The organism is Bradyrhizobium sp. SOJA106 (assembly GCF_059448745.1).
The window spans coordinates 19963-42636 of sequence record NZ_CM182549.1; the positions used below are offsets into that span (position 1 = coordinate 19963).

At 65.4% G+C, this 22674-nt stretch carries 21 protein-coding genes; 18 read left to right on the top strand and 3 right to left on the bottom strand.

The window, feature by feature from the left end:
* Positions 1-38 precede the first annotated feature (38 nt).
* Positions 39-2255: an SLC26A/SulP transporter family protein gene (locus AC5V87_RS00085; RefSeq protein ID WP_495369641.1), complete on the top strand. Its 2217-nt coding sequence runs from the start codon at positions 39-41 to the stop codon at positions 2253-2255.
* A 145-nt stretch (positions 2256-2400) separates the two neighbouring features.
* Here AC5V87_RS00085 and AC5V87_RS00090 read toward each other — a convergent pair whose 3' ends face one another.
* Both AC5V87_RS00090 and AC5V87_RS00095 read right to left on the bottom strand, forming a co-directional pair.
* Positions 2401-3891 carry an NAD-dependent succinate-semialdehyde dehydrogenase gene (locus tag AC5V87_RS00090; RefSeq protein ID WP_495369642.1) on the bottom strand — a complete coding sequence of 497 codons (1491 nt, stop codon included), beginning with the start codon at positions 3889-3891 and terminating at the stop codon, positions 2401-2403.
* Positions 3892-4068: 177 nt separating this feature from the next.
* Positions 4069-4389 carry a hypothetical protein gene (locus tag AC5V87_RS00095; protein ID WP_194478636.1) on the bottom strand — a complete coding sequence of 107 codons (321 nt, stop codon included), beginning with the start codon at positions 4387-4389 and terminating at the stop codon, positions 4069-4071.
* Positions 4390-4720: 331 nt separating this feature from the next.
* Between AC5V87_RS00095 and AC5V87_RS00100 the strand changes: the two genes are divergently transcribed.
* Positions 4721-5914 (top strand): serine hydrolase domain-containing protein, encoded by a 1194-nt coding sequence (locus AC5V87_RS00100; protein ID WP_495369643.1) that lies wholly within the window; start codon positions 4721-4723, stop codon positions 5912-5914.
* Positions 5915-6155: 241 nt separating this feature from the next.
* On the opposite strand, the gene AC5V87_RS00105 is transcribed toward AC5V87_RS00100, so the two are convergent.
* A complete protein-coding gene (locus AC5V87_RS00105) occupies positions 6156-7157 on the bottom strand; it encodes an adenosine kinase (RefSeq protein ID WP_456841606.1) in 1002 nt (333 codons plus the stop codon).
* A 124-nt stretch (positions 7158-7281) separates the two neighbouring features.
* Between AC5V87_RS00105 and murJ the strand changes: the two genes are divergently transcribed.
* From murJ to trmB, 16 genes are all read left to right on the top strand, one after another.
* Positions 7282-8832, top strand: a complete 1551-nt coding sequence (gene murJ / locus AC5V87_RS00110; protein WP_495369644.1) for a murein biosynthesis integral membrane protein MurJ — start codon at positions 7282-7284, stop codon at positions 8830-8832.
* A 74-nt stretch (positions 8833-8906) separates the two neighbouring features.
* Positions 8907-9959 carry a tryptophan--tRNA ligase gene (gene trpS, locus AC5V87_RS00115; RefSeq protein WP_456841607.1) on the top strand — a complete coding sequence of 351 codons (1053 nt, stop codon included), beginning with the start codon at positions 8907-8909 and terminating at the stop codon, positions 9957-9959.
* 106 nt (positions 9960-10065) lie between these two features.
* Entirely contained in the window at positions 10066-10560 is a 495-nt protein-coding gene (locus AC5V87_RS00120; protein WP_456841608.1) for a universal stress protein, read from the top strand.
* 285 nt (positions 10561-10845) lie between these two features.
* A complete protein-coding gene (locus tag AC5V87_RS00125) occupies positions 10846-11415 on the top strand; it encodes a NifU family protein (RefSeq protein ID WP_456841609.1) in 570 nt (189 codons plus the stop codon).
* Positions 11416-11611: 196 nt separating this feature from the next.
* The gene (gene tsaB / locus AC5V87_RS00130) at positions 11612-12304 is read left to right on the top strand and encodes a tRNA (adenosine(37)-N6)-threonylcarbamoyltransferase complex dimerization subunit type 1 TsaB (protein WP_456841610.1); all 693 of its coding nucleotides are present in this window, start codon (positions 11612-11614) and stop codon (positions 12302-12304) included.
* Positions 12301-12786 carry a ribosomal protein S18-alanine N-acetyltransferase gene (rimI, locus tag AC5V87_RS00135; RefSeq protein ID WP_495369645.1) on the top strand — a complete coding sequence of 162 codons (486 nt, stop codon included), beginning with the start codon at positions 12301-12303 and terminating at the stop codon, positions 12784-12786. Before tsaB ends, rimI begins: the two co-directional genes overlap by 4 nt.
* Positions 12787-12824: 38 nt before the next feature.
* On the top strand, positions 12825-13280 hold the full coding sequence (locus AC5V87_RS00140; protein ID WP_456841611.1) for a Fur family transcriptional regulator: 456 nt from the start codon (positions 12825-12827) through the stop codon (positions 13278-13280).
* A 98-nt stretch (positions 13281-13378) separates the two neighbouring features.
* Positions 13379-14059 (top strand): HAD family hydrolase, encoded by a 681-nt coding sequence (locus tag AC5V87_RS00145; RefSeq protein ID WP_456841612.1) that lies wholly within the window; start codon positions 13379-13381, stop codon positions 14057-14059.
* A 192-nt stretch (positions 14060-14251) separates the two neighbouring features.
* Positions 14252-15646: a tRNA (N6-isopentenyl adenosine(37)-C2)-methylthiotransferase MiaB gene (gene miaB, locus AC5V87_RS00150; RefSeq protein WP_495369646.1), complete on the top strand. Its 1395-nt coding sequence runs from the start codon at positions 14252-14254 to the stop codon at positions 15644-15646.
* Positions 15647-15710: 64 nt separating this feature from the next.
* Positions 15711-16703, top strand: a complete 993-nt coding sequence (locus AC5V87_RS00155) for a PhoH family protein (protein WP_456841614.1) — start codon at positions 15711-15713, stop codon at positions 16701-16703.
* A 59-nt stretch (positions 16704-16762) separates the two neighbouring features.
* The gene (ybeY, locus tag AC5V87_RS00160) at positions 16763-17272 is read left to right on the top strand and encodes an rRNA maturation RNase YbeY (RefSeq protein WP_456841615.1); all 510 of its coding nucleotides are present in this window, start codon (positions 16763-16765) and stop codon (positions 17270-17272) included.
* Between the two features lies 1 nt (position 17273).
* A complete protein-coding gene (locus AC5V87_RS00165; RefSeq protein WP_495369647.1) occupies positions 17274-18392 on the top strand; it encodes a hemolysin family protein in 1119 nt (372 codons plus the stop codon).
* Positions 18389-20002 carry an apolipoprotein N-acyltransferase gene (gene lnt / locus AC5V87_RS00170; RefSeq protein ID WP_495369648.1) on the top strand — a complete coding sequence of 538 codons (1614 nt, stop codon included), beginning with the start codon at positions 18389-18391 and terminating at the stop codon, positions 20000-20002. Before AC5V87_RS00165 ends, lnt begins: the two co-directional genes overlap by 4 nt.
* 222 nt (positions 20003-20224) lie before the next feature.
* A complete protein-coding gene (locus AC5V87_RS00175) occupies positions 20225-20638 on the top strand; it encodes a helix-turn-helix domain-containing protein (protein ID WP_018319423.1) in 414 nt (137 codons plus the stop codon).
* 85 nt (positions 20639-20723) lie between these two features.
* The gene (locus AC5V87_RS00180; RefSeq protein ID WP_495369649.1) at positions 20724-21881 is read left to right on the top strand and encodes a M20 family metallopeptidase; all 1158 of its coding nucleotides are present in this window, start codon (positions 20724-20726) and stop codon (positions 21879-21881) included.
* On the top strand, positions 21878-22588 hold the full coding sequence (gene trmB / locus AC5V87_RS00185; protein ID WP_456841618.1) for a tRNA (guanosine(46)-N7)-methyltransferase TrmB: 711 nt from the start codon (positions 21878-21880) through the stop codon (positions 22586-22588). The genes AC5V87_RS00180 and trmB overlap by 4 nt, the downstream gene beginning before the upstream one ends.
* Positions 22589-22674 lie beyond the last annotated feature (86 nt).

A 22674-nucleotide genomic window follows, 5' to 3' on the forward strand; every position in this document is an offset into this window, starting at 1 on the left:
CTCCGACCATTCAAGCAGAGGATGCGGGCGACCAGCGCGTGGCAGATTCGACAATTCATTCCACTTCGTTTCTCCGCTTAAGCCCGATCGTCACACGCGCGCTGCACGACGTGCTCGGCGCCGCCGCCGCAAGCGTCCTGACCGTCACCCTGGGGCTCTCTTATGCGGTCCTGATCTTCGCCGGCCCGCTGGCGCCCTATTTGAGCTACGGCGTCGGCGTCACCTTCGTGGCATCAGCGGTTCTCGCTCTCGTCATCGGCGTCGGAAGCTCGTTACGGTTTGCGATCGCCGCGCCGGAGGCCTCGACGGCCGCCGTGACCGGGATCGTCGCCTCCTCCCTGGTCGAACGGATCGTTGAAGCGGACCCCACTGCGCCGCTCCTGGCTCCGCTCCTCGTCACCTTCGGTCTCGTCAGCATTGCCACCGGCCTCGTGCTCTGCGCTTTCGGAGTGACGCGGATCGGCCGGGCCATTCGCTACGTGCCGTATCCCGTGGTCGGCGGCTTCCTCGGCGCGACGGGCTGCCTGATCCTCCTGGGAGCTATCAGGGTCATCACCGACCAGCCACTTCAGGTGGCGACGCTCGGAAGCTTCGCCAATACGACCACGGCGCTCGAGATCGCCGCCGCCTGCGCGATGGCCGCCGTGCTCTATCTGACCTGGCATCGCTCTCGCGCGCCAATGGGGCTGCCGCTCATCCTGATCGCAGGGACACTCGCCGCGCATCTTGCGCTTTGGCTCGCCGGCATTGCGCCGGTAGACGCGCGGGCGCTGGGGTGGACTTTCCATCCGCCGGAGCAGATCGGGCTGGTGTGGCCGTGGTCAGTGCAGGCGCTTGCCGATTATCCCTGGTCCACGCTGCCGGAGCTGTTCGGCAATCTCATCGCCGTGATCTTCGTCACCGCGTCGAGCACGCTGTTCAACACCACCGGCGTCGAGGTCGCGACGCACCGCGAGGCCGACCTCGAGCGCGAGTTGAATGTCACCGGCTTTGCGAACATCCTTTGCGGCGCGCTGGGCGGATACACCGGCTGCATCTCGGTCAGCCGTTCCATCCTCAACTTCTCCGCCGGCGGGCGCGGCAGGCTCTCCAGCCTCAGCGCTGCGGCGATCTCGGCTTCGATGCTGGTCATCGCGCCGACGCTGCTCGGCTTCATGCCGAAGCTCGTGCTCGGCGGGCTGCTGGTCTATCTCGGCAGCGACACGCTGCACAAATGGATCGTGCAGTCGCGGCGGCGGTTGTCGAGGCCGGAATATCTGTCGCTGCTCGCGATCATCCTCATCATCCTGAAATGGGGATTCATTGCCGGAATCCTGATCGGCGTCGTGATCGGCTGTGGGATCTTCGCCGTGAGCGCCTCGCGCATCAGCTCCGTCAAGTTCGGCTTCGACGGCTCCGAATATCGCTCTTCCCTCGACCGATCGCGCCAAGAGCGGGCGCTGTTGGCTGCCCACGGCAGCAACATCCAGGGCCTGAAACTGCAGAGCTACCTGTTCTTCGGCTCGGCCAATCGTCTGTACCAGCATGTCAAGGCGCTGCTACACCTGCATCCGGAGTGCCGCTTCCTGGTGTTCGATTTCACGCTCGTCACCGGCATCGACTCCTCGGCCGCCTACAGCTTTGACCAGATCAAGCGTGCGGCGCGGGAGCGTGGCGTCGAACTCGTGCTGGTGCATCTTCCGACCAGTGCGGCCAAGGCGCTGCGCGCCAGCGGCTTCATCTCGCACGAGGTGCTTGTCGTTGAGGAGCTCGACCATGCCCTGGAGCGGTGCGAAAACGAGATCATTGCCCTGCATCGCGGCCATGCGCAGGAGGAGGCCTCCTTGCGCGACTGGTTCACGCAGATCCTCGGCGACGAAGACGATGCCGCACAATTAAGCCGCTGCTGCGAACGTCTCGAGGTCGTCGCCGGCGAGGTCATCGTGCAGGCCGGCGATCCCGCGGATTCCATGCATTTCATCCTCGACGGCCGCGTCGGCGTCATGGTGCCCGCCGAGGACGACCGCACGACGCGCGTGCGCAGCCTCGGCCGCTACACCACGATCGGCGAGATGGGCCTCGTGTCACACGCCCCGCGCAGCGCGACGATCCAGGCTGAAGTCGACAGCGTGCTCTACGTGCTGAACACGCATCAGTTCGACGCCATCAAGGAGGAAGATCCCGCGCTCAGCCACAAGCTGCTGACCTATTTCGTGTCAGTCATGGCCGAGCGGCTGACGTTCGCGAACCGGACGATCGCGGTGCTGCGGCGGTAAGAGTTGTGCTGCCAAGCCCCGTGATAAGGCAGTTGGCGTGACCCATTGCGCGGCCTTGGCACAATAGCTCCGGGCGCCCATTTCCAACTATGATCATGCGTACCATTGGTTCTCCGAGCACGACAGGCGCTCGAAAGCGAGGGCCTTAGACCCCCGCCATCATCACGTATTTGATCTCGACATATTCTTCCATGCCGTGGCGCGAGCCTTCGCGGCCAAGGCCGCTCTCCTTGACGCCGCCGAAGGGAGCGACTTCCGTCGTGATCAGGCCGGTGTTGACGCCGACCATGCCTGATTCCAGCGCTTCGGCGACGCGCCAGACACGGCCGAGATCGCGGGAGTAGAAGTAGGAGGCAAGACCGAACGGCGAGGCGTTGCACATCGCGATCACGTCGGCCTCGTCCTTGAAGCGGATCACCGGCGCGAGCGGGCCGAAGGTCTCTTCCTGCGAGACCAGCGAGTCCGGCTTGACGTCGGCGAGCACCGTCGGCTCGAAGAACGAGCGGCCGAGCTCGCTGCGCTTTCCGCCGGTGACGATTTTGGCGCCGCGCTTCACCGCATCGGCGATGTGGCGCTCGACCTTGTCGACGGCCTTCATGTTGATCAGGGGCCCCTGGGTGACGCCGCTTTCGGTGCCGTCGCCGATCTTCATCGCCGCGACCTTCTTCGAGAGCTTTTGCACGAACTCGTCGTAGATCTTGTCCTGGGCGTAGATGCGATTGGCGCAGACGCAGGTCTGGCCCATGTTGCGGTATTTCGAGACGATGGCGCCTTCGACCGCCGCATCGATGTCGGCGTCGTCGAACACGATGAACGGCGCATTGCCGCCGAGCTCAAGGCCGAGCCGCTTCACGCCGACGGAGGCCTGCTGATAGAGGATCTTGCCGACCGCGGTCGAGCCGGTGAAGCCGACGAAGCGCACCGCCGGATGCTCGCACAACACCTTGCCGATCGGCGGCGCATCGCCGGTGATGATGTTGAGCACGCCCTTTGGGATACCGGCCTTTTCCGCGAGCACGGCCAGCGCCAGCGCCGACAGCGGGGTCTCGTTGGCGGGCTTAAGCACCACGGTGCAGCCCGCGGCCAGCGCCGGCGACACTTTTCGCGTGATCATGGAGTTTGGGAAATTCCACGGCGTGATCGCGCCGCAGACGCCGATCGGCTGCTTGATGGCGAGCAGCCGCGCATCGGGCCGCTGCGTCGGGATGGTCTCGCCATAGACGCGGCGGGCCTCTTCGGCGAAGAACTCGATATAGGCGGCGCCGATGTCGACCTCGCCGAGCGCTTCCGACAGCGGCTTGCCCTGCTCTGAGGTGAGGATCAGCGCGAGGTCCTCGCGGTTGGCGATGATCAGCTCGAACCATTTGCGCAAAATGTTGGAGCGCTGCTTTGCGGTGTGCTTGGCCCACGCCGGGAACGCACGCTCGGCGGCTTCGACGGCCTTGGTGGTCTCGTCCGCACCAAGCTGCGGGACCTTCGCGATCTCGACACCGGTTGCCGGATTGTTGACGGCGAAGACGGGCGTGCCGACCCAGGCGCCATCGATGTAGCAGGCCTCCTTCAGCAGCGAGGGATCCTTCAACCGGTCGCGCAGGGTGGTGGCTTGCGTGGCGCGTGCGGCGGCGGTCGGGGTCATGGCGTTGCTCCTCGGACATCGATTTGGTCCCGAATATAGGGGCAGGCGGTGCGCAATGCACCGCCCGGCAACGCACATCTGATGGGAGCTAAGCTGGGAGCAGCGTTTACCTCACCTCTCCCTAAGGGAGCGGTAGGCATCGTGAGCTCGGCAACAGCTCAACGCGGTCGTCGGTGGTTACGCCGCGCCGCTCATATAGGTCTCGCGCCGGCCAATCATGCGCTCGGCGGCCGCCTTGGCATCGGCCTTCGAGGAGGTCGCGCAAGTCCGGTATTCGAGATCGGGAACGTCGGAGGTATCGCGGCGGCCAAACCAGGATTTCGAGCCGACCGGCAGCAGCGCCAGCGACTGCGCGAGATTGTCGACCGCGCCGAACGAGTAGAGTGCGCCGGTGCCGGCGATCCGGACCTCGTAAATGCCGGGCGAGATCGGCGCCTCCAGATTGTCCCCTCGTCCGGGACGGGGATAGCGCTTCCATTCGCTCCAAGTCGAAATCATTTGAGGTCCCCCTCGCGGTCATGGACGGCCGCAAATTGCATCAAGTTCTAACGTCAGGCGCTGATCGGGCCATGTGCTGAACGCCGCAACGCACAAAATGTTTCAAGTGCTTCAAACATTGAAAACATATCGCCTAGGCCCATCCAAGGTCATGGTGAGTTGCGGCCGTCCACCGCAAATTGCAGTTCAGCGCGTCTTGTCGTCCTGCGGCGACAGCGCACCGTCAAGTCACGACATCGCGACCGGCGCGCAAGTTGAGATACTTGCCGCACGCGACCTCCGGGAGGACAATCGATCACTTCCAACAATAATCAAACCGGAGGAAACGCGTATGCGAAGCCAAGCTGAGATCGACGAGATCCTGCGCCAGAAGAGCGACGCCAAGGAAATCCCCGGCGTCGTCGCCATCGCCGCGAGCGGCAGCGACCTGCTGTATCACGGCGCGTTCGGCAAGCGCGATTTGTCGAAGCCCGATGCGATGACCGAGGACAGCGTGTTCTGGATCGCCTCGATGACGAAGGCGGTGACATCGGCGGGCGCGATGCAGTTGGTCGAGCAAGGCAAGCTCTCGCTCGACGCGCCGATCGGCGACGTGCTGCCCGACCTCGCCAAGCCGCAGGTGCTCGAAGGCTTCGACGCCGCGGGCGAGCCGAAGCTGCGGCCGGCGAAGGGGCCGATCACGCTGCGCCAGCTCATGACCCACACCGCCGGCTTCTGCTACGACATGTGGAACGGCGAGTTCGCGCGCTACATGGAGAAGACCGGAACGCCCGGGATCATCACCTGCCAGAACGCCGCACTGAAGACGCCCGTCATGACCGATCCCGGCACGCGCTGGGAATACGGCACCAACATCGATTTCGTCGGCAAGGCGGTGGAAGCCGTCAGCGGCAAGCGGCTCGACGCTTACCTGCGCGACAACATGTTCGCACCGCTCGGCATGAGCGACACCGGCTTCAAGATCACCGACGACATGCGCAAGCGCCTCGTCGGCATGCATGCCCGCGGCGCGGACGGCCAGCTCGCCTCGATCCCGTTCGAGCTCGAGCAGACCCCGGAATTCCACATGGGCGGCGGCGGGCTCTATTCGACTGCCGCCGACTACATCAAATTCACCCAGATGATCCTCAACAAGGGCCACGGCAACGGCAACCAGGTGCTGAAGCCCGAGACGGTCGCAACGATGGGGCAGAACCACATCGGCGATCTCGCCATGGGCAAGCTGACCACGGCGGCCCCGATGTACACCAACGACGTCGATCTCTATCCCGAGCAGGTGAAGAAATGGGGCCTCAGCTTCATGATCAACACGGTCAGGACCGCTGAGGGCCGCAGCGCGGGCAGCCTCGCCTGGGCGGGCCTCGCCAACACCTATTACTGGATCGACCCCGCGCGCGACGTCACCGGCGTGATCCTGATGCAGCTCTTGCCGTTCGCGGACGGAAAGTGCCTCGAGGCGTTCGCGGCCTTCGAGCGCGGCGTGTATGCCGGGCTCGATGCGGGCAGCGGGAAGAAAGCGGCGTAGTTGCGCGTCTCTGTCCCCGCGTCATGGCCGGGGGCTTGTCCCGGCCATCCACGCCTCACCGAGTGGTACGAAGAACGTGGATGCCCGGGACAAGCCCGGGCATGACGGCTGAGTGCTTGACGCGCGCCTGCATCAACGTCGTCATTGCGAGCGCAGCGAAGCAATCCAGCGTCTTTCCGCGGAGACAGACTGGATTGCTTCGTCGCTGCCCTCCTCGCAATGACGGGGAGAGAGCGAGGGCCTAAACCGTCAGCCCACGCTGCTGGGCGAGCTGCTTCAAGGACACCTGCGGGCGGGCGCCGATGTGCTGGATCACTTCGGCGGCCGCAAGCGCGCCGAGCTCGCCGCACTGCTTGTGCGACAGATCGCGCGCGAGGCCGTACAGGAAGCCGGCCGCGAACAGATCGCCGGCGCCGGTGGTATCCACCAATTGCTTGATCGGCGAAGCGGGAGCTGCGACCGCGTCAGTCGGCGTCACCACCACGCAGCCCTTCTCGCTGCGGGTGACGACGCCGAGCTTGACGTCGTTGCGCAGCTGCTTCAGCGCGGTGTCGAAATCCGAGGTCATATAGAGCGAATGCAGCTCGGACTCGTTGGCGAACACGATGTCGACGGTGCCGCCCCGCATCAATCCCAGAAACTCGTCGCGGTAGCGATCGACGCAGAACGAATCCGACAGCGTCAGCGCCACCTTGCGCTTGGCCTCATGGGCGATGCCGGCCGCCTTGACGAAGGCGTCCTTGGCGTTCTTGGGGTCCCAGAGATAGCCCTCGAGATAGACGATGCCGGCCGCCGCGATCTCGGCCGGATCGATGTCGGCGGGCGACAGGTCCTGCGCGGCGCCGAGATAGGTGTTCATGGTGCGCTCGCCGTCATCCGTGACCAGGATGTAGGAGCAGCCGGTGGCGGGGCCGTCCTTCGCGGCGGGCGTGTTGAAAGCGACGCCGGCGGCGCGGATGTCGTGGACATAGAGCTTGCCGATCTGGTCGTCCTTGACCTTGCCGACATAGGCGGCGCGTGCGCCCAGGCTGCCGATGCCGACGATGGTGTTGGCGGCAGATCCCCCCGAGACTTCCGTGGCCGGGCCCATGTCTGCGTAGATCGCGGCCGCCCGCGCCTCGTCGATCAGGGACATGCTGCCCTTGGTCATCGCATGCTTGGCCAGAAAAGCCTCGTCGGTCCTGACCAGCACGTCGAACAGCGCGTTGCCGATGCCGAGAACGTCATATTTCACGTCAGCCATTCACCTTGATCCTGTTTGGCGGATTGCGATACCCGGCAAAATCCGCTTCCTGTCGGCCTGAAATCCGGCTCGCGGCCTATCACGACCGGGCCTGCACGGGCAAGCAACGGTATTATAACGGGCCATGATCCGCTCCTTCCTGACCGTCTCGACGGGAACACTGGCCTCGCGGCTGCTGGGCTTTGCCCGCGATTCCCTGATCGCGGCGCTGCTCGGCACCGGCGCGGTGGCGGACGCGTTCCTGGCCGCCTTCCAGCTCGTCAATGTGGTGCGGCGCCTGCTCAGTGAGGGTGCGCTGAATGCGGCGCTGATCCCGGCCTGGCTGCGCGTCCGCGAGAGCGATGGCGAGGCGGCCGCCTCCGCCTTCGCAGGCCGCGTGCTCGGCACGGTGAGCGTGGCGCTGATCGCGCTCTCGATCGTCATTGCGCTGGTGATGCCGCTGATCGTCACGATCATCGCGCCGGGATTCCTCAGCAGCGGGACGCTCGATCTCGCGGTTCAGAACGCGCGGCTGATGCTGCCTTATCTCGCCTTCGCCGGCCCGGTCACGGTGCTGATGGGACTGTTGAACGCCCGGGGGCGGTTTGCGTTGACTGCGTTCTCGCCGCTGCTGTTCAATATCGCGCTGATCGCCGTGATCGCGATGCTGCTCGCCTGGCACGCCGATGCGGTGCTCGGGGCGTGGATGCTGGCGGCGACGGTCGGCATTGCCGGCCTGCTGCAACTCGCGATGCTGCTGTCGCAGCGAAGCGGACTGCTTGCGACGCCGCTGCGCGTCAGCTTCGACAAGGAGATGCGCGGCTTTTTCGCCAGGGCCATCCCCGGCATGATCGCAAGCTCGGGGCCGCAATGGCTGATGGTGGCCGGCGCGATTATCGCTTCGGCGACGCCCTCCGCCGTGTCCTGGCTCTATTTCGCCAACCGCCTGATCGAGCTGCCGCTCGGCATCGTCGGCGTCGCCATGGGCACCGTGCTGGTGCCGGAGCTGACGCGCGCCGTCGGGAGCGGCGATCGCGATACGGTTGCGCATGCGGAATCGCGCGCGCTGGAGCTTGCCACGGGGCTTGCGCTGCCCGCCATGCTCGGCCTGATCGTGCTGGCCGAGCCGATCGTGCGGCTGCTGTTCGAGCATGGCGCCTTCGGCGCCGAGGACAGCGTCGCCACTGCACATGCGCTGATGTGGCTGGCGCTGGGCCTGCCGGCCCACGTGCTGATCAAGGCGCTGTCGCCGGCCTTCTTCGCCCGCAGCGACACGATGACGCCGCTCATGGCCACGGCCAAAGGCTTTGTCGTCGCGGTCGCTCTCGCCGTCCTGCTCGGCCATGTCTTCGGCGCGAGCGGGATCGCCGCGAGCATCGCGGCCGGCGCCTGGAGCAGCGCGCTTTCGCTGCTCCGGAAAGGCAACAGCAAATTCGGCTTCTCGGTCGATGCAGCCGCGCGAAAACGGCTGCCACGGATCGTGCTCGCCGCGGTCGCCATGGGCGGCCTGCTCTGGCTGACCATGGATCTCATCTCCGCCGAAGCGCACGGCCTGATCCGCTTCATCGTGCTGGGCGCGCAAATCGGAGCCGGGATCGCCATCTACGGGCTGCTGCTGCAAATCCTCGGCGCCGCTTCCTGGCGCGAGGCGGCCAGTGCCTTGAAGCGGCCCGTCACGAAGGACCAGCGCGCCTGAAGCAAGCGAATTACCCTTGACGGGGCAGCGCCGCTGTTGGAAACGACGGCCGAATACCTATGGGAAGGCTTACCATGCCATTCGTTGAACGGGTCTTTTCGGGCGTCCAGCCGACCGGCAATCTGCACCTCGGCAATTACCTCGGCGCGATCGTCAACTTCGTGAAGATGCAGGAAACCCACAACTGCATCTATTGCGTCGTCGACATGCACGCGATCACGCAAGGCGTGGACGTCTGGGGCGGCCCGGCCGAGCTCGCGCGCAATACCCGCGAGGTGACCGCGGCCTTCATCGCCAGCGGCATCGATCCCAAGAAGCACATCGTGTTCAACCAGAGCCAGGTCTCGGGCCATGCCGAGCTCGCCTGGATCTTCAACTGCGTCGCTCGCATGGGCTGGCTCGGCCGCATGACCCAGTTCAAGGAGAAGGCCGGCAAGGATCGCGAGAACGCCTCCGTCGGGCTGTTCGATTATCCCGTGCTGATGGCGGCCGACATCCTGCTCTACCGCGCCACCCACGTTCCGGTCGGCGAGGACCAGAAGCAGCATCTCGAGCTCTCGCGCGACATCGCGCAGAAGTTCAATAATGACTTCGGCGAGTCGATCCGCAACAACGGCGCCAATGACGGCCTGTTCTTCCCGCTGCCGGAACCCTTGATCACGGGCCCGGCGACGCGCGTGATGAGCTTGCGCGACGGCACCAAGAAGATGTCGAAGTCGGACGCGTCCGACAATTCGCGCATCAATCTGACCGACGATGCGGACACCATCGCGCAGAAGATCCGCAAGGCGAAGACCGATCCCGAGCCGCTTCCGACCGAGGAGAAGGGCCTGGAAGCGCGCCCCGAGGCGGACAATCTCGTCGGCATCTTCGCCGCGCTCTCCGGCCGCCCCAAGGCCGACGTGCTCAGGGATTTCGGAGGCGGCCAGTTCTCCAGCTTCAAGAACGCGCTGGCTGAGCTATGCGTGACCAAGCTCGCGCCGATCGCTGGCGAGATGAAGCGCCTCGTCGCCGACCCCGGCCATATCGACACCATCCTGAACGACGGTTCCGATCGCGCCCGCGCCATCGCCGAGGAAACCATGAACCTGTCGAAGGACATCGTCGGCTTCATCCGCCGGCGCTAAAGCGCATCCGCGACATACGGCCGGCGTCAGGGCGCCGGCCGCTTCTCCCCTCCCCAATTTTGCGGGAGTGTGGCAGCATGCCAGCCGTGCACATTCCGGGACATGCATGACCAGCAAGCGACTTTGCTTCGAGCCGGGTCACAAGCCCAAATGCCTCGTCATCGTCGACGACACCGCCGAATGGGATCGCGCGGTCTACTATGCGAGCCGCTGGGCGATCCGCGCCGGCGGCGGCGTGGTGATGCTGCGCATCATCGAACCCGAGCAGCAGAGCCAGGAATGGCTGGGGGTCGCCGAGATCATGCGCGCCGAGGCGCATGAAGCGGCAGAGGCCGCGCTCGACCGCGCCGCCGGCAGAGCCAACGGCATCGCCGCGATCACGCCGGAGCGGGTGATCCGCGAAGGCGCAGCGATGGAACAGCTGCTCGCTGTCATCGACGAGGACCCTGATATCGCCATGCTGGTGCTCGCCGCCAGTCCGGGCGCCGAAGGTCCCGGGCCGCTGGTCGCACTGCTCGCGCATGAGCTGGGCACGTTCCCGGTGCCGGTGACGATCATCTCGGGCGCGCTCAGCGACCAAAGCGTCGATTCGCTATCGTAGGCTTGCAGCCAGCCCAATATTCGTCATGCCCGGGCTTGTCCCGGGCATAGGCGTTCTTGGCGCGACGAAGCAAGGCGTGGATGGCCGGGACATAGGCGAGCGGAAGCGACGCCCTCCTTCGGACGGCTATGCCCGGCCATGACGTCGCGGAGGCGCTTTAACTCCCTAACCCCCTGAAATAACAGCAAAACACCCTCGCCGCCCCTTGATCGTGCGTTCGCCGTCGCCATCTGCTAGTGGATGGAGCACGCGCCGGCCTTGAACCGGCGACGTCTGGAGAAAACCATGTTCATTCAAACCGAAGCCACCCCCAATCCCGCCACGCTGAAGTTCATTCCCGGCCGCGTCGTGGTCGACGGCAGTCCGATGGAATTTTCGAGTCGCGAATCGGCGGCGCGCTCGCCGCTGGCGGAAAAGCTGTTCGACGTGCCCGGCGTCACCGGCGTGTTCTACGGATCGGATTTCATCACCGTGACCAAGGCGAGCGGTGAGTGGCAGCAGCTCAAGCCCGCGATCTTAGGTGCCATCATGGAGCACTACATGTCCGGCGCGCCGCTGCTCGCCGACGGCACCGCGACCAGCGATAACGATCTCGACGACCAGGACGAGTTCTTCGACGAGGCCGATGCCGAGACGGTCGACATGATCAAGGATCTGATCGAGACCCGCGTGCGGCCGGCGGTCGCCAATGACGGAGGCGACATCACCTTCCGCGGCTTCAAGGACGGAATCGTCTATCTCAACATGAAGGGCGCCTGCTCCGGCTGTCCGTCGTCGACCGCGACGCTTCAGCACGGCATTCAGAACTTGCTGAAGCACTTCGTGCCCGACGTGGTCGAAGTCCGGCCGATGTAAAAGGTGCCGTAGGGTGGGCAAAGGCGCGTTTGCGCAGTGCCCGCCATGTACCTGCGATAGAGATGGTGGGCACGCTTCGCTTTGCCCCCTACGAAATGCGGCGCTGTCGGGGGCTACGAATAGTGAATGACGAATGGCGGATAGGCGTCTGCTTCGCTAGACTGATCGTTATTCGCCACACGCCATTCGTTTTTCCATGTTGATCCTCGCCATCGATACTGCGCTCGACGCTTGCTCTGCGGCCGTGCTCGACACCGAAACGGCCGAGCTGCAAGCGCAGGAATCCCTGCCGATGAAGCGCGGTCATGCGGAAGCGCTGATGCCGCTGATCGCGCGGGTGATGAAATCGGCAGATCTTGCGTTCACCGCGCTCGACCGCATCGCGGTCACCACCGGCCCCGGCAGCTTCACCGGCCTGCGGGTCGGCATCTCGGCGGCGCGCGGGCTTGCGCTCGCAGCCGGCAAGCCGACGGTCGGAGTGACCACGCTGTCGGCCTATGCCGCGGCTATCGTCAGCCGGAACGAGGCGGCGCCCGTGATCTCCGCGATCGATGCCCGGCATGATCACGTCTATTTCCAGATCGTCGCCGGTGATGGCAGCCAGCTGGTGCGGCCGGGCGTTGCTGCCATCGACGAAGCCATCGCGGCCTCGCAGTTCGGCGCCCCGCATCTGGTCGGCAATGCCGCACACATCCTCGCCGAGCGCTGGCCAACAGACGCAGCGCAGCCCGTTGCGGTGGACGCGCAACCCGCGCCGGATATCGACTGGGTCGCCTGGCTTGGCGCGGCGGCCGCTCCCGAGACAAATCCGGCGCGGCCGTTCTATCTGAAGGCGCCCGACGCAAAGCCACCTGCGCTGCCGCCGCTCGCACAAGCCGCAACCTCATGATGAGATGGCTTTCGGAGTGGTGGCGCGGCGGCACCGCCGCCGTCGAGCCCGCCTCCGCGCGCGATGCCGCGCGGCTCGCACAGCTGCATGGCGCGTCGTTTGCGCGCGGCTGGGGCGAAAGCGAATTCGAAAGCATGTTGATCGAGCGCAACACGCTGGTGCATCGCTTGCGCCTCGGCCGCAAGACGATCGGCTTTGCGGTGTCGCGGATCGGCGCGGACGAGGCAGAGATCCTCTCGATTGCGGTCGACCAGGCCCATCGCGGCCGCGGCCTCTCCCGGACACTGCTGATGACCCATCTCGGCCACCTTGCCGGGCGCGGTGTGCGCACAATATTTCTCGAAGTCGAAGAAAATAACCAACCGGCGCGGCGGCTCTATGATGGGGCCGGATTCGTGGTGGTGGGGCGCCGCGAACGCTACTATAAGCAGGCCAACGGGGAACAATTGAACGCCCTTCTGATGCGACGTGACTTGTCGTAACATCGATGGCAGACAGCGCCCCGCCAGGCAGACACATCATGACCGCACTGAAACCTTCTTCCGCTTCCAAGGCGTCCGGCATCGAGGCGCGCTGTGCCGCCACCGGCATGCGCATGACCGAGCAGCGCCGTGTCATCGCCCGCGTGCTGGCCGAGGCGGTCGATCATCCCGACGTCGAGGAATTGTACCGGCGCTGTGTCGCCGTCGACGACAAGATCTCGATCTCGACCGTGTATCGCACCGTCAAGCTGTTCGAGGATGCCGGCATCATCGAACGCCATGATTTCCGCGAGGGCCGCGCGCGCTACGAGACGATGCGCGACAGCCATCATGACCACCTCATCAATCTGCGCGACGGCAAGGTGATCGAGTTCACCTCCGAAGAGATCGAGAAGCTGCAGGCGGAGATCGCCCGCAAGCTCGGCTACCGCCTGGTCGACCACCGGCTCGAGCTCTATTGCGTCCCGCTCGACGACGACAAGCCGACGAATTGATGAACCTATCTTTCGGCGAGCTCTCTTCCCCTCTCCCCGTTGGGGAGAGGTGGCAGGACCCGCATCGCCCAGATCATTTCAACCTCGCCGCACACTGAATGCCCATAGATCTCATCATCTTCGATTGCGACGGCGTGCTCGTGGACAGCGAGGCGATCTCCTGTCGCGCGCATGCCGATGTGCTGACGCGGCACGGCTATCCGATCACGTCGGCAAAGGTGTCCGAACGCTTCCTCGGCCGCTCGACAAAACAGGCTAATCTCGAGATCGAAGCCGAGCTCGGCCGTAAATTGCCCGAAGCCTATCACGGCGATCTGCAGGACGAGCTGTTTCGCGCCTTCGAAGCCGACCTCGAAGCGATCCGCGGCATCCACGACGTGCTCGACGTCCTTACGCAACGTGTCTGCGTTGCCTCGAGCGGTTCGCATCCGCGCATGCAAGTGAGCCTAGGGAAGACAGGGCTCTATGATCGCCTCGCGCCAAACATCTTTTCGTCCTCGCAAGTGACGAACGGCAAGCCCGCACCGGACCTGTTCCTGTTCGCGGCCAAGGAAATGGGCGTGCCGCCCGAGCGCTGCGTCGTGATCGAGGACAGCCTGGCCGGCATCGCCGGCGCGCGGGCCGCCGGCATGACCGTGTTCGGGTTCTGCGGCGGCAGTCATTGCGGCGCCGGCCATGCCGAGACCCTGCGCCGGGCCGGGGCCGACCTGACCTTCTCCGACATGCATCAATTGCCGGAGCTGGTCCGGCAGGTCGCGGCGGACGCCCTCGCGGGGTGATTTCGGCCGCTCAGCGTCATTCTGGGGCCCGCACGGCGCGCGTGAAATGCGGAATCCAGAGGTTTTGGCGCGAGATTCCGCCCTTCGCGCTGGCGCGAGCCCCGGAATGACGGCTGAAAGTGCCCCGTTCGCTGGATTTTCGGCCCTCCAGCCTATATCTGAGGGCCGTCCTCCACCTCAATGCCGGGTTCCATGACGCCGCCGCGCAAGCTGCACATCAAATCATATGGCTGCCAGATGAACGTCTACGATGCCCAGCGCATGGTGGACACGCTGGCTCCGGAAGGATTCGTGGAGACTGATAGCGCCGAGGACGCCGACCTCGTCATCCTCAACACCTGCCATATCCGCGAGAAGGCCTCGGAAAAGGTCTATTCCGAGCTCGGCCGGCTGCGCGTTGCCAAGGACGAGGCGGCGCGCTCCGGCCGCGCGATGCAGATCGCGGTCGCCGGCTGCGTGGCGCAGGCCGAGGGCGAGGAGATCGTGCGCCGCGTGCCGGTCGTCGACGTCGTGGTCGGGCCGCAGAGCTATCATCACCTACCTGATCTGCTGAAGCGCGCCGGCCATGAAGGCCGCGCGATCGAGACCGAGTTTCCGGCCGCCGACAAGTTCGGCTTCCTGGCCCAGCCCAAACCCGACGCGATCCGCGCGCGCGGCATTTCCGCCTTCGTCACGGTGCAGGAAGGCTGCGACAAGTTTTGTACGTTCTGCGTCGTGCCGTACACGCGAGGTTCGGAAGTCTCGCGCCCGGTCGCAAAAATCGTCGACGACGTGAAGCGGCTCGCCGATAACGGCGTGCGCGAGCTCACGCTGATCGGCCAGAACGTCAACGCCTATCACGGTGAGGGTCCCGACGGAAAAACCTGGCCGCTCGGCCGCCTGCTCGAGCATCTGGCGACGATTCCCGGCATTGCGCGGCTGCGCTATTCGACCAGCCATCCCCGCGACGTCGATGACAGCTTGATTGCAGCCCATCGCGATCTCGAGGCCTTGATGCCGTTCGTGCACCTGCCGGTGCAGTCGGGCTCCGACCGGATTCTCGCCGCCATGAACCGCAAACATACCGCCGATGATTATCGGCGCGTCATCGACCGTTTCCGTACCGCGCGCCAAGACATTGCTTTTTCATCAGATTTCATCGTCGGCTTCCCCGGCGAAAGCGAGCAAGATTTTCTCGCCACCCTCGCGCTTGTCACGCAAATCGGCTACGCTGCGGCATATTCGTTCAAATACTCCGCCCGGCCGGGAACGCCGGCTGCGGATATGCAGGAGACGGTGTCCCCCGCCGAGATGGACCAGCGATTGGAGCGGCTCCAGGAACTGATCGACAGCCAGCAATCGGCCTTCAACAAGGCTGCGATTGGCTCAACGGTCGACGTGCTGTTCGAACGTCCGGCGCGCAAGGACGGCCAGATCGTCGGCCGCACCGCATTCCTCCAGCCCGCCCATGTGATGGCCTCGCCCGACATCATCGGACAGATCCTGCCGGTCAGGATCGACAGGCTCGAGCGCTACAGTTTCCTTGGCGAGCTCGCCACAACGCGCAGCGCGCGCGAGCCCGCTTTATCGCAAGCCACTGGAGCCTGAACCCTTGCCCAAAAGTGCATCGGATTCGTCTTCTATCGCTCCCAGCCGCAAATTTGACCGCGACATGCAAGTTCCGCCCGAGACCCAGGTCGTCATCGACTTCGACGACAACCGTGCCGCATCCGCGCTGGTCGGCCCCTACGGGCAGCACCTCGCGCAGATCGAGCGGCGGCTCGGTGTCGTCGTGGACTCCAAGGGCAACCACATCACCATCGGCGGCACGCGCGACGGCTGCGACGCGGCGCGGCGCGTGCTGGAGATGCTCTACGCGCAGGCGGTGAAGGGACAGGACCTCGACCAAGGCGAGGTCGAAGGCGCGATTCGCGCCGTGATCGCGCAGGGGTCGCTGTTCGAGTTCGACGCCAAATCGGCCAAGGCGACCTTCGACAGCATCAACTTGCGCAAGCGTCCGGTGCGCGCGCGCACCCCCGCGCAGGATTCCTACATCCGCGCGCTGAAGCGCCACGAGCTGGTGTTCGGCATCGGGCCCGCCGGCACCGGCAAGACCTGGCTCGCCGTGGCGCATGCCGCGCAGCTGTTCGAGCGCAAGGAGGTCGACAAGATCATCCTGTCGCGTCCGGCGGTGGAAGCCGGCGAGCGGCTCGGCTTCCTGCCCGGCGACCTGCGCGAGAAGGTCGATCCTTATCTGCGCCCGATCTACGACGCGCTTTATGACCTGATGGATGCGCGCATCGTCGAACGTGCGCTGCAGACCGGCGAGATCGAGATCGCGCCGCTCGCCTTCATGCGCGGCCGCACGCTGACCAATGCCGCCATCATTCTGGACGAGGCGCAGAACACCACGTCGATGCAGATGAAGATGTTCCTGACCCGTCTCGGCGAGAACAGCCGCATGATCGTGACCGGCGATCCCTCGCAGATCGATCTGCCGAACGGCCAGACTTCGGGCCTGGCTGAAGCGACGCGCCTCTTGAGCGGAGTCGAAGGCATCGCCCAGGTTCATTTCAAAGCCGAGGACGTGATCCGCCACGAGCTCGTGGCGCGCATCGTCGCCGCCTATGAAGGTTCGCCGCAGCGGCCGGCCGCGCAATCCTGACGAGATAGCAACCGGACCAAGTGGGCGCCGACACAGCGCCTTTCGTCCCAGACAACACAATGGCCCATCCCAACCTTCCCATGACCGAGGTCCTCGTCGTTGCCGATTGCTGGCAGCGCGAGCCCGATTCCGAAGCCGTCATCCAGCGCGCGGTTGCCGCCGCCGCCGAGAGCGTCGATGAAGACGTCGCCGACGCGGAAGTGGCTGTGATGCTGACCGATGATGCCGGCATCCGCACCCTCAACAGCAACTGGCGCGGCATCGACAAGCCGACCAACGTGCTGTCGTTTCCCGCGCTCCAGCCGGAGGGCGAGCGGAAGGAGGGCGATGCGCCGCGCATGCTCGGCGACATTGCGATCGCCTATGAGACCATGCGGCGCGAGGCGAACGAGGAACACAAGCCGTTCGACCATCATTTGAGCCATCTCGCAGTGCACGGTTTTCTGCATCTGATCGGCTATGACCACGAGAACGACGACGACGCCGAGGAAATGGAAGCGCTGGAGACGCAGATCCTGGCGCACCTCGGCATCCCCGATCCCTATGCCGAGCGTCCGGGGACGCATTGAGATGCCGGATTCCGAACCAATCCACGACAACCCGCGCAACACGGCCAATCTGCCGGCCGTGGTGACGCCAGGCGAGGTGATGCGGCCGACTGCGGAGGGCTGGCTGCTGCGCGCCATCCGCACGCTGTTCGGCTGGAAGGCCGGCTCGGTGCGCGACGACCTCCAGGTCGTGCTCGACGCCACCACGCCCGACGACACCGGCTTCTCCGCGGTCGAGCGCACCATGCTGCGCAACATTCTCGGCCTGCACGAGCGCCGCATCGCCGACGTCATGGTGCATCGCGCCGACATCGTCGCAGTGAAGCGCGACATCCCGCTCGGCGAGCTGATGGACCGCTTCGAGAGCGCCGGCCATTCTCGCCTCGTGGTCTACAACGAGACGCTCGACGATCCCGTCGGCATCGTCCACATCCGCGACCTGCTCGCCTTCATGACCGCGCGTGCGCGCGTGTCGGAAGCCGCCAAGACCAAGCGCAAGAAGCCGCTCCCGGCGGGCCTCGACCTGCGGGCGGTCGACCTCGCATTGCCGCTGGAGGATGCGCGCATCATCCGCAAGCTGCTCTACGTGCCGCCGTCGATGCGCGCGATCGACCTGCTCGCGCAGATGCAGGCGACGCGCATTCATCTGGCGCTGGTCGTCGACGAATATGGCGGCAGCGACGGGCTGGTTTCGCTGGAAGACATCGTGGAGCAGATCGTCGGAGAGATCGACGACGAGCACGACAGCGACGAGCCACCGTCGATCGTGCGCCTGCCCGATAACGCCTTCATCGCCGATGCCCGCGCCAGCCTCGCCGACGTCCGCACCGTGATCGGCGAGGACTTCGTCACCGGCGAGGCCGGCGAGGAGGTGGAGACGCTCGGCGGCTATCTCGTCAGCTTCGTCGGCCGCCTGCCGGTGCGCGGCGAGGTGATCTCGGGCCCCGGCAATTACGAGGTCGAGGTGCTCGATGCCGATCCGCGCCGCGTCAAGCGGCTGCGCATCTCGACCCGCAAGGAGCGCCCGGCCCCGCGCACCCAGCGCGAGAGCCGCCGCCGCGAGGCTACGCCGGACGGCAGTCAGCCGCCGGCCGGCGACACGCCCACCCCGCCGCCGAGCGAGGGGACCGGCCAGCAGTGAGCGCGCTCCAGCGACTTCGGCAGATCGCGCTGGCCATCATCCTCACCTGGGGCTGGAAGCGCGCGCTCATCGCGATGGCCGCCGGTGCATTGTCGGTGCTGGCATTGGCGCCGTTCAATATATTCCCGGTGCTGTTCATTACTTTTCCGGTGCTGGTCTGGCTGATCGACGGCGCAGGCGCGGGACGATATGGCGGCGTGCCCGCCGCGGCGCTAACCGGCTACTGGTTCGGGCTCGGCTATTTCGTTCCCGGCCTCTACTGGATCGGCTACGCCTTCTTTGTCGACGCCGATGTGTTCGCCTGGCTGACCCCGTTCGCCGTGCTGGGCCTGCCCGCCTATCTCTCCATCTTCACGGCGATCGGCTTTGCGCTCGCGCGCCTGCTCTGGACCAAGAACGCCACGCGCGTGCTCGCGCTCGCGGCAAGCCTCACCATCAGCGAATGGCTGCGCGGGCACGCGCTGACGGGCTTTCCCTGGAACGCGTTCGGCTATGCGCTATCCGAGCCGCTGCCGCTGGCGCAGACGGCGTCGCTGATCGGGCTGTGGGGCATGACGTTCCTGACGGTTGCGATCTTTGCGAGCCCCGCGACGCTGATCGACCGCACGCCCGATCGCCGCCTGCAATGGCGCGTGCCCGCCGCTGCGATTGCGCTGCTGATCGTCATGGGCATCTTCGGCGCGGTCCGCCTGTCGCTGCATCCGACCACGATGGTCGCGGGCACCAAGCTGCGCCTGATGCAGCCGGACCTGCAGCAGGACGCGAAATTCAACTACGCCGCCAAAGCCGAGGTGATGAAGAAATACCTCGCGCTGTCGGACCGCGCCTCCGGGCCGCAATCGACCGGCGTGCGCGATGCCACCCTCCTGATCTGGCCAGAATCCGCCTTTCCGTTCTTCCTGACCCGCGAAGCCGACGCAATGGCGCAAATCGCCGAGCTGTTGCCGAAGGGCACGACGCTGATCACGGGTTCGGTTCGCGCGCCCGATTTGCCGCGCGGCGTGCCGGTCACGCGCGCCTACAATTCGATCTATCTGATCGATCACGACGGCAGCGTGCTCTCCGTGTACGACAAGCTGCATCTCGTGCCGTTCGGCGAATTCCTGCCCTATCAGGATCTGATGGAGAAGCTCGGCTTCGAGCAGCTCACGCGCGTGCGCGGCGGCTTCATTCCCGGAACTGTGCGAAACGCACTTTCAGTGCCGGGCGCGCCAAGCGCACTGCCGCTGATCTGCTACGAAGCCATCTTTCCCGGCGAGGTTGCCGGACGAAGCGAGCGGCCGGGCTGGATCGTGAACCTCACCAATGACGGCTGGTTCGGCATCTCGACCGGTCCTTATCAGCATCTGGAGCAGGCGCGGATGCGCGCGATCGAGCTCGGATTGCCGCTGGTGCGCTCCGCCAATACCGGCATCTCCGCAGTGATCGATCCGGTCGGGCGAACGATTGCCAGCCTCGGTCTCGGCATCGAAGGCATTTTGGATGCAAGCCTGCCCGCCGCGATCCCGCCGACCGTCTATGCGCGCGTCGGCGATGCGCCCGCAGCGATGCTCGTCGCGCTGGCGGTATTTCTGGCGCTCCGCCGCCGTGGGACCAAGCGGCACCCCTGATCGCACTCGCGTCGCGGGCCGCGGCCGGAATCCTTTGACAACCGCAGTCCCACGGTTGACAGACTGCACGCGGGTTCCCCATTCTGCACCGGCTGCGAAAGACAGCGGCGCATTGCTAAATTTCTCCGCAATGTGACCCAATAACAGGGTTTGATTTTGACGATGCTGGCACCTGAGGCAACTTGCCGATTGCGCTGAGGGTGGTGTTTGGAGGCTGAGGAAATGTCGAAAGCGCCCAACCCTGTTGACAAATATGTCGGCAGTCGCGTGCGTATGCGCCGCATCATGTTGGGCATGAGTCAGGAAAAGCTCGGTGAAGCTTTAGGTCTGACTTTCCAGCAGATTCAGAAGTACGAGAAAGGCACCAACCGCGTCGGCGCGAGCCGCATCCAGCAGATCGCCGAGATCCTCCAAGTGCCGGTGTCGTTCCTGTTCGAGGGCGGCCCGAGCGGCGTGCCGGGGCCGGACGGCTTCAGCGAAGGCGCCTCACCCTCTTACGTCTCCGACTTCCTCGCGACCTCCGAAGGTCTCGCACTGACCAAGGCGTTCACCCGAATCACCGACTCGAAGATGCGCCGCTCGATCGTCGATCTCGTCGAGCAGATCGCCGCGCGCGAAGGCCCCGACAAACGCTGAGGCGCCGCTTCGATCCGATTTGAGGCTGCGCGAAATCTGGCCTATGTCGTGATTTGCGGCCGCGTTTTGCTGCGCGCCCTCTCCGATGATGCAGCTCGAAGGCACAGATGCGTTCATGACCAGCGCCAATTGGTTCGATTCCCAAACTATTCTCGATGGCATCCGCCGCTGGGTGGAGATCGAGACGCCGACGGACACACCTGAACAGGTGAACAAGCTGATGTCGCTGGTCGCGGAGCAACATCGCGACCTGCCCGTCACGCTCGAACGCGTCGCCGGCATCGACGGCTGCGGCGATCATCTCATCGCGCGTTCGGCGTGGGGGCAGGATCAGCCAGGCGTCCTGGTCCTCAGCCATCTCGATACGGTTCACCCCATGGGCTTCATCGAGCGCCTGCCGTTCAAGGTTGAAGGCGACAGCGCATTCGGTCCCGGCATCTACGACATGAAGGGCGGCGCCTACATCGCCCATCACGCCTTTCGCGCGCTGTGCGCCGCTGGCAATCGTTCGCCGCTCGGCATCACCCATGTCTTCACCTCCGACGAGGAGATCGGCAGTCCCACCTCGCGTGCGCTGATTGAGAACGAGGGACGCAAGGCCAAATACGTGCTGGTGACGGAGCCGGCGCGCGAAGGCGGCAAGATCGTCACGGGACGCAAGGGCGTCGGACGCTTCCGCGTGTTCATCAAGGGCGTGCCTGCGCATGCCGGCACGCGGCCCCAGGACGGCCGCAGCGCCGTCCGCGAGCTCGCCAACGTGATCCTGGCGCTCGAAGGCATGAACGATCTGGAGCGCGGCGTCACCGTGAATGTCGGCGTGGCGCGCGGCGGCACACGCCCCAACGTGACCCCGGAAGAGGCCTTTGCTGAAGTCGATCTGCGCGTGCCGAGCTTTGCCGACGCAGAAGAATTCGTCGGCAAGATCCTCGGGCTGACATCGAAGACCGAAGGCGTCAGCGTCACCGTCACGGGCGAGCTCAATCGGCCGCCCTACGAGAAGAGCAACGCCGGCGCCTCGCTGTACGAGCATGCCAAGACGCTCGCCGCCGAAATCGGCTTCGAGCTGATCGACACCCATACCGGCGGTGGCTCGGACGGCAATTTCACCGCCGCGCATACCGCGACGCTCGACGGCCTCGGCGTCGACGGCAAAGGCGCGCACACCCATTATGAGCAGCTCTACGTCTCCTCGCTCGCGCCGCGCGCGCGGCTGCTCCATCGGCTATACCAGACGCTGCGATGAGCGAACGCAAATCAGATCCCAATCGCGAGGACAGCGAGCGCGCCTTCTTCGGACGCCGCAAGGGCCACAAGCTGCGGCAGCACCAGGCCGCGCTGGTCGATCAGCTGCTGCCGCATCTCGCGCTCGACATCGAGGGCGAAGCGCCGGCGAATGCCGCAGAGATCTTCGATCCCGCGGCAGACGATGTGCGGCTCGAGATCGGCTTCGGCGGCGGCGAGCATCTTGCGGCGGAAGCGCAGCACTTCACGACCACCGGCTTCATCGGCTGCGAGCCGTATGTCAACGGCATGGCCAAGATCCTCGCGCAAATCGAGGCCGGCAACATCGGCAACATCCGCCTGTTCGCCGGCGATGCCGCCGAGCTGCTGGCCTGGCTGCCTCCGGCTTCGCTGTCACGGATCGATCTGATCCATCCCGACCCCTGGCCGAAGCGCCGGCACTGGAAGCGGCGCTTCGTCCAGGACAGGATGATCGCGGCGATGGCGCGCGTGCTGAAGCGTGGCGGTGAATTCCGCTTCGTCTGCGACATCGACGATTACTGCGCCTGGACGCTGTCGCATCTGGCGCGCTCTCCCGATTTCGTCTGGCTTGCCGAGCGCGCCGACGATTTCCGCCAGCCATGGGCGGGCTACACCATGACGCGCTACGGCCGGAAGGCCGCGCGCGAGGGGCGCAAGGCGGCGTATTTGCGGTTCAGGCGGGTGTAGCCGTTATTCCGGGGCGATGCGCAGCATCGAACTATGGTGCGCAATCGCGCACCATAGTTCGCGCTCGCGCGCCCCGGAATGACATT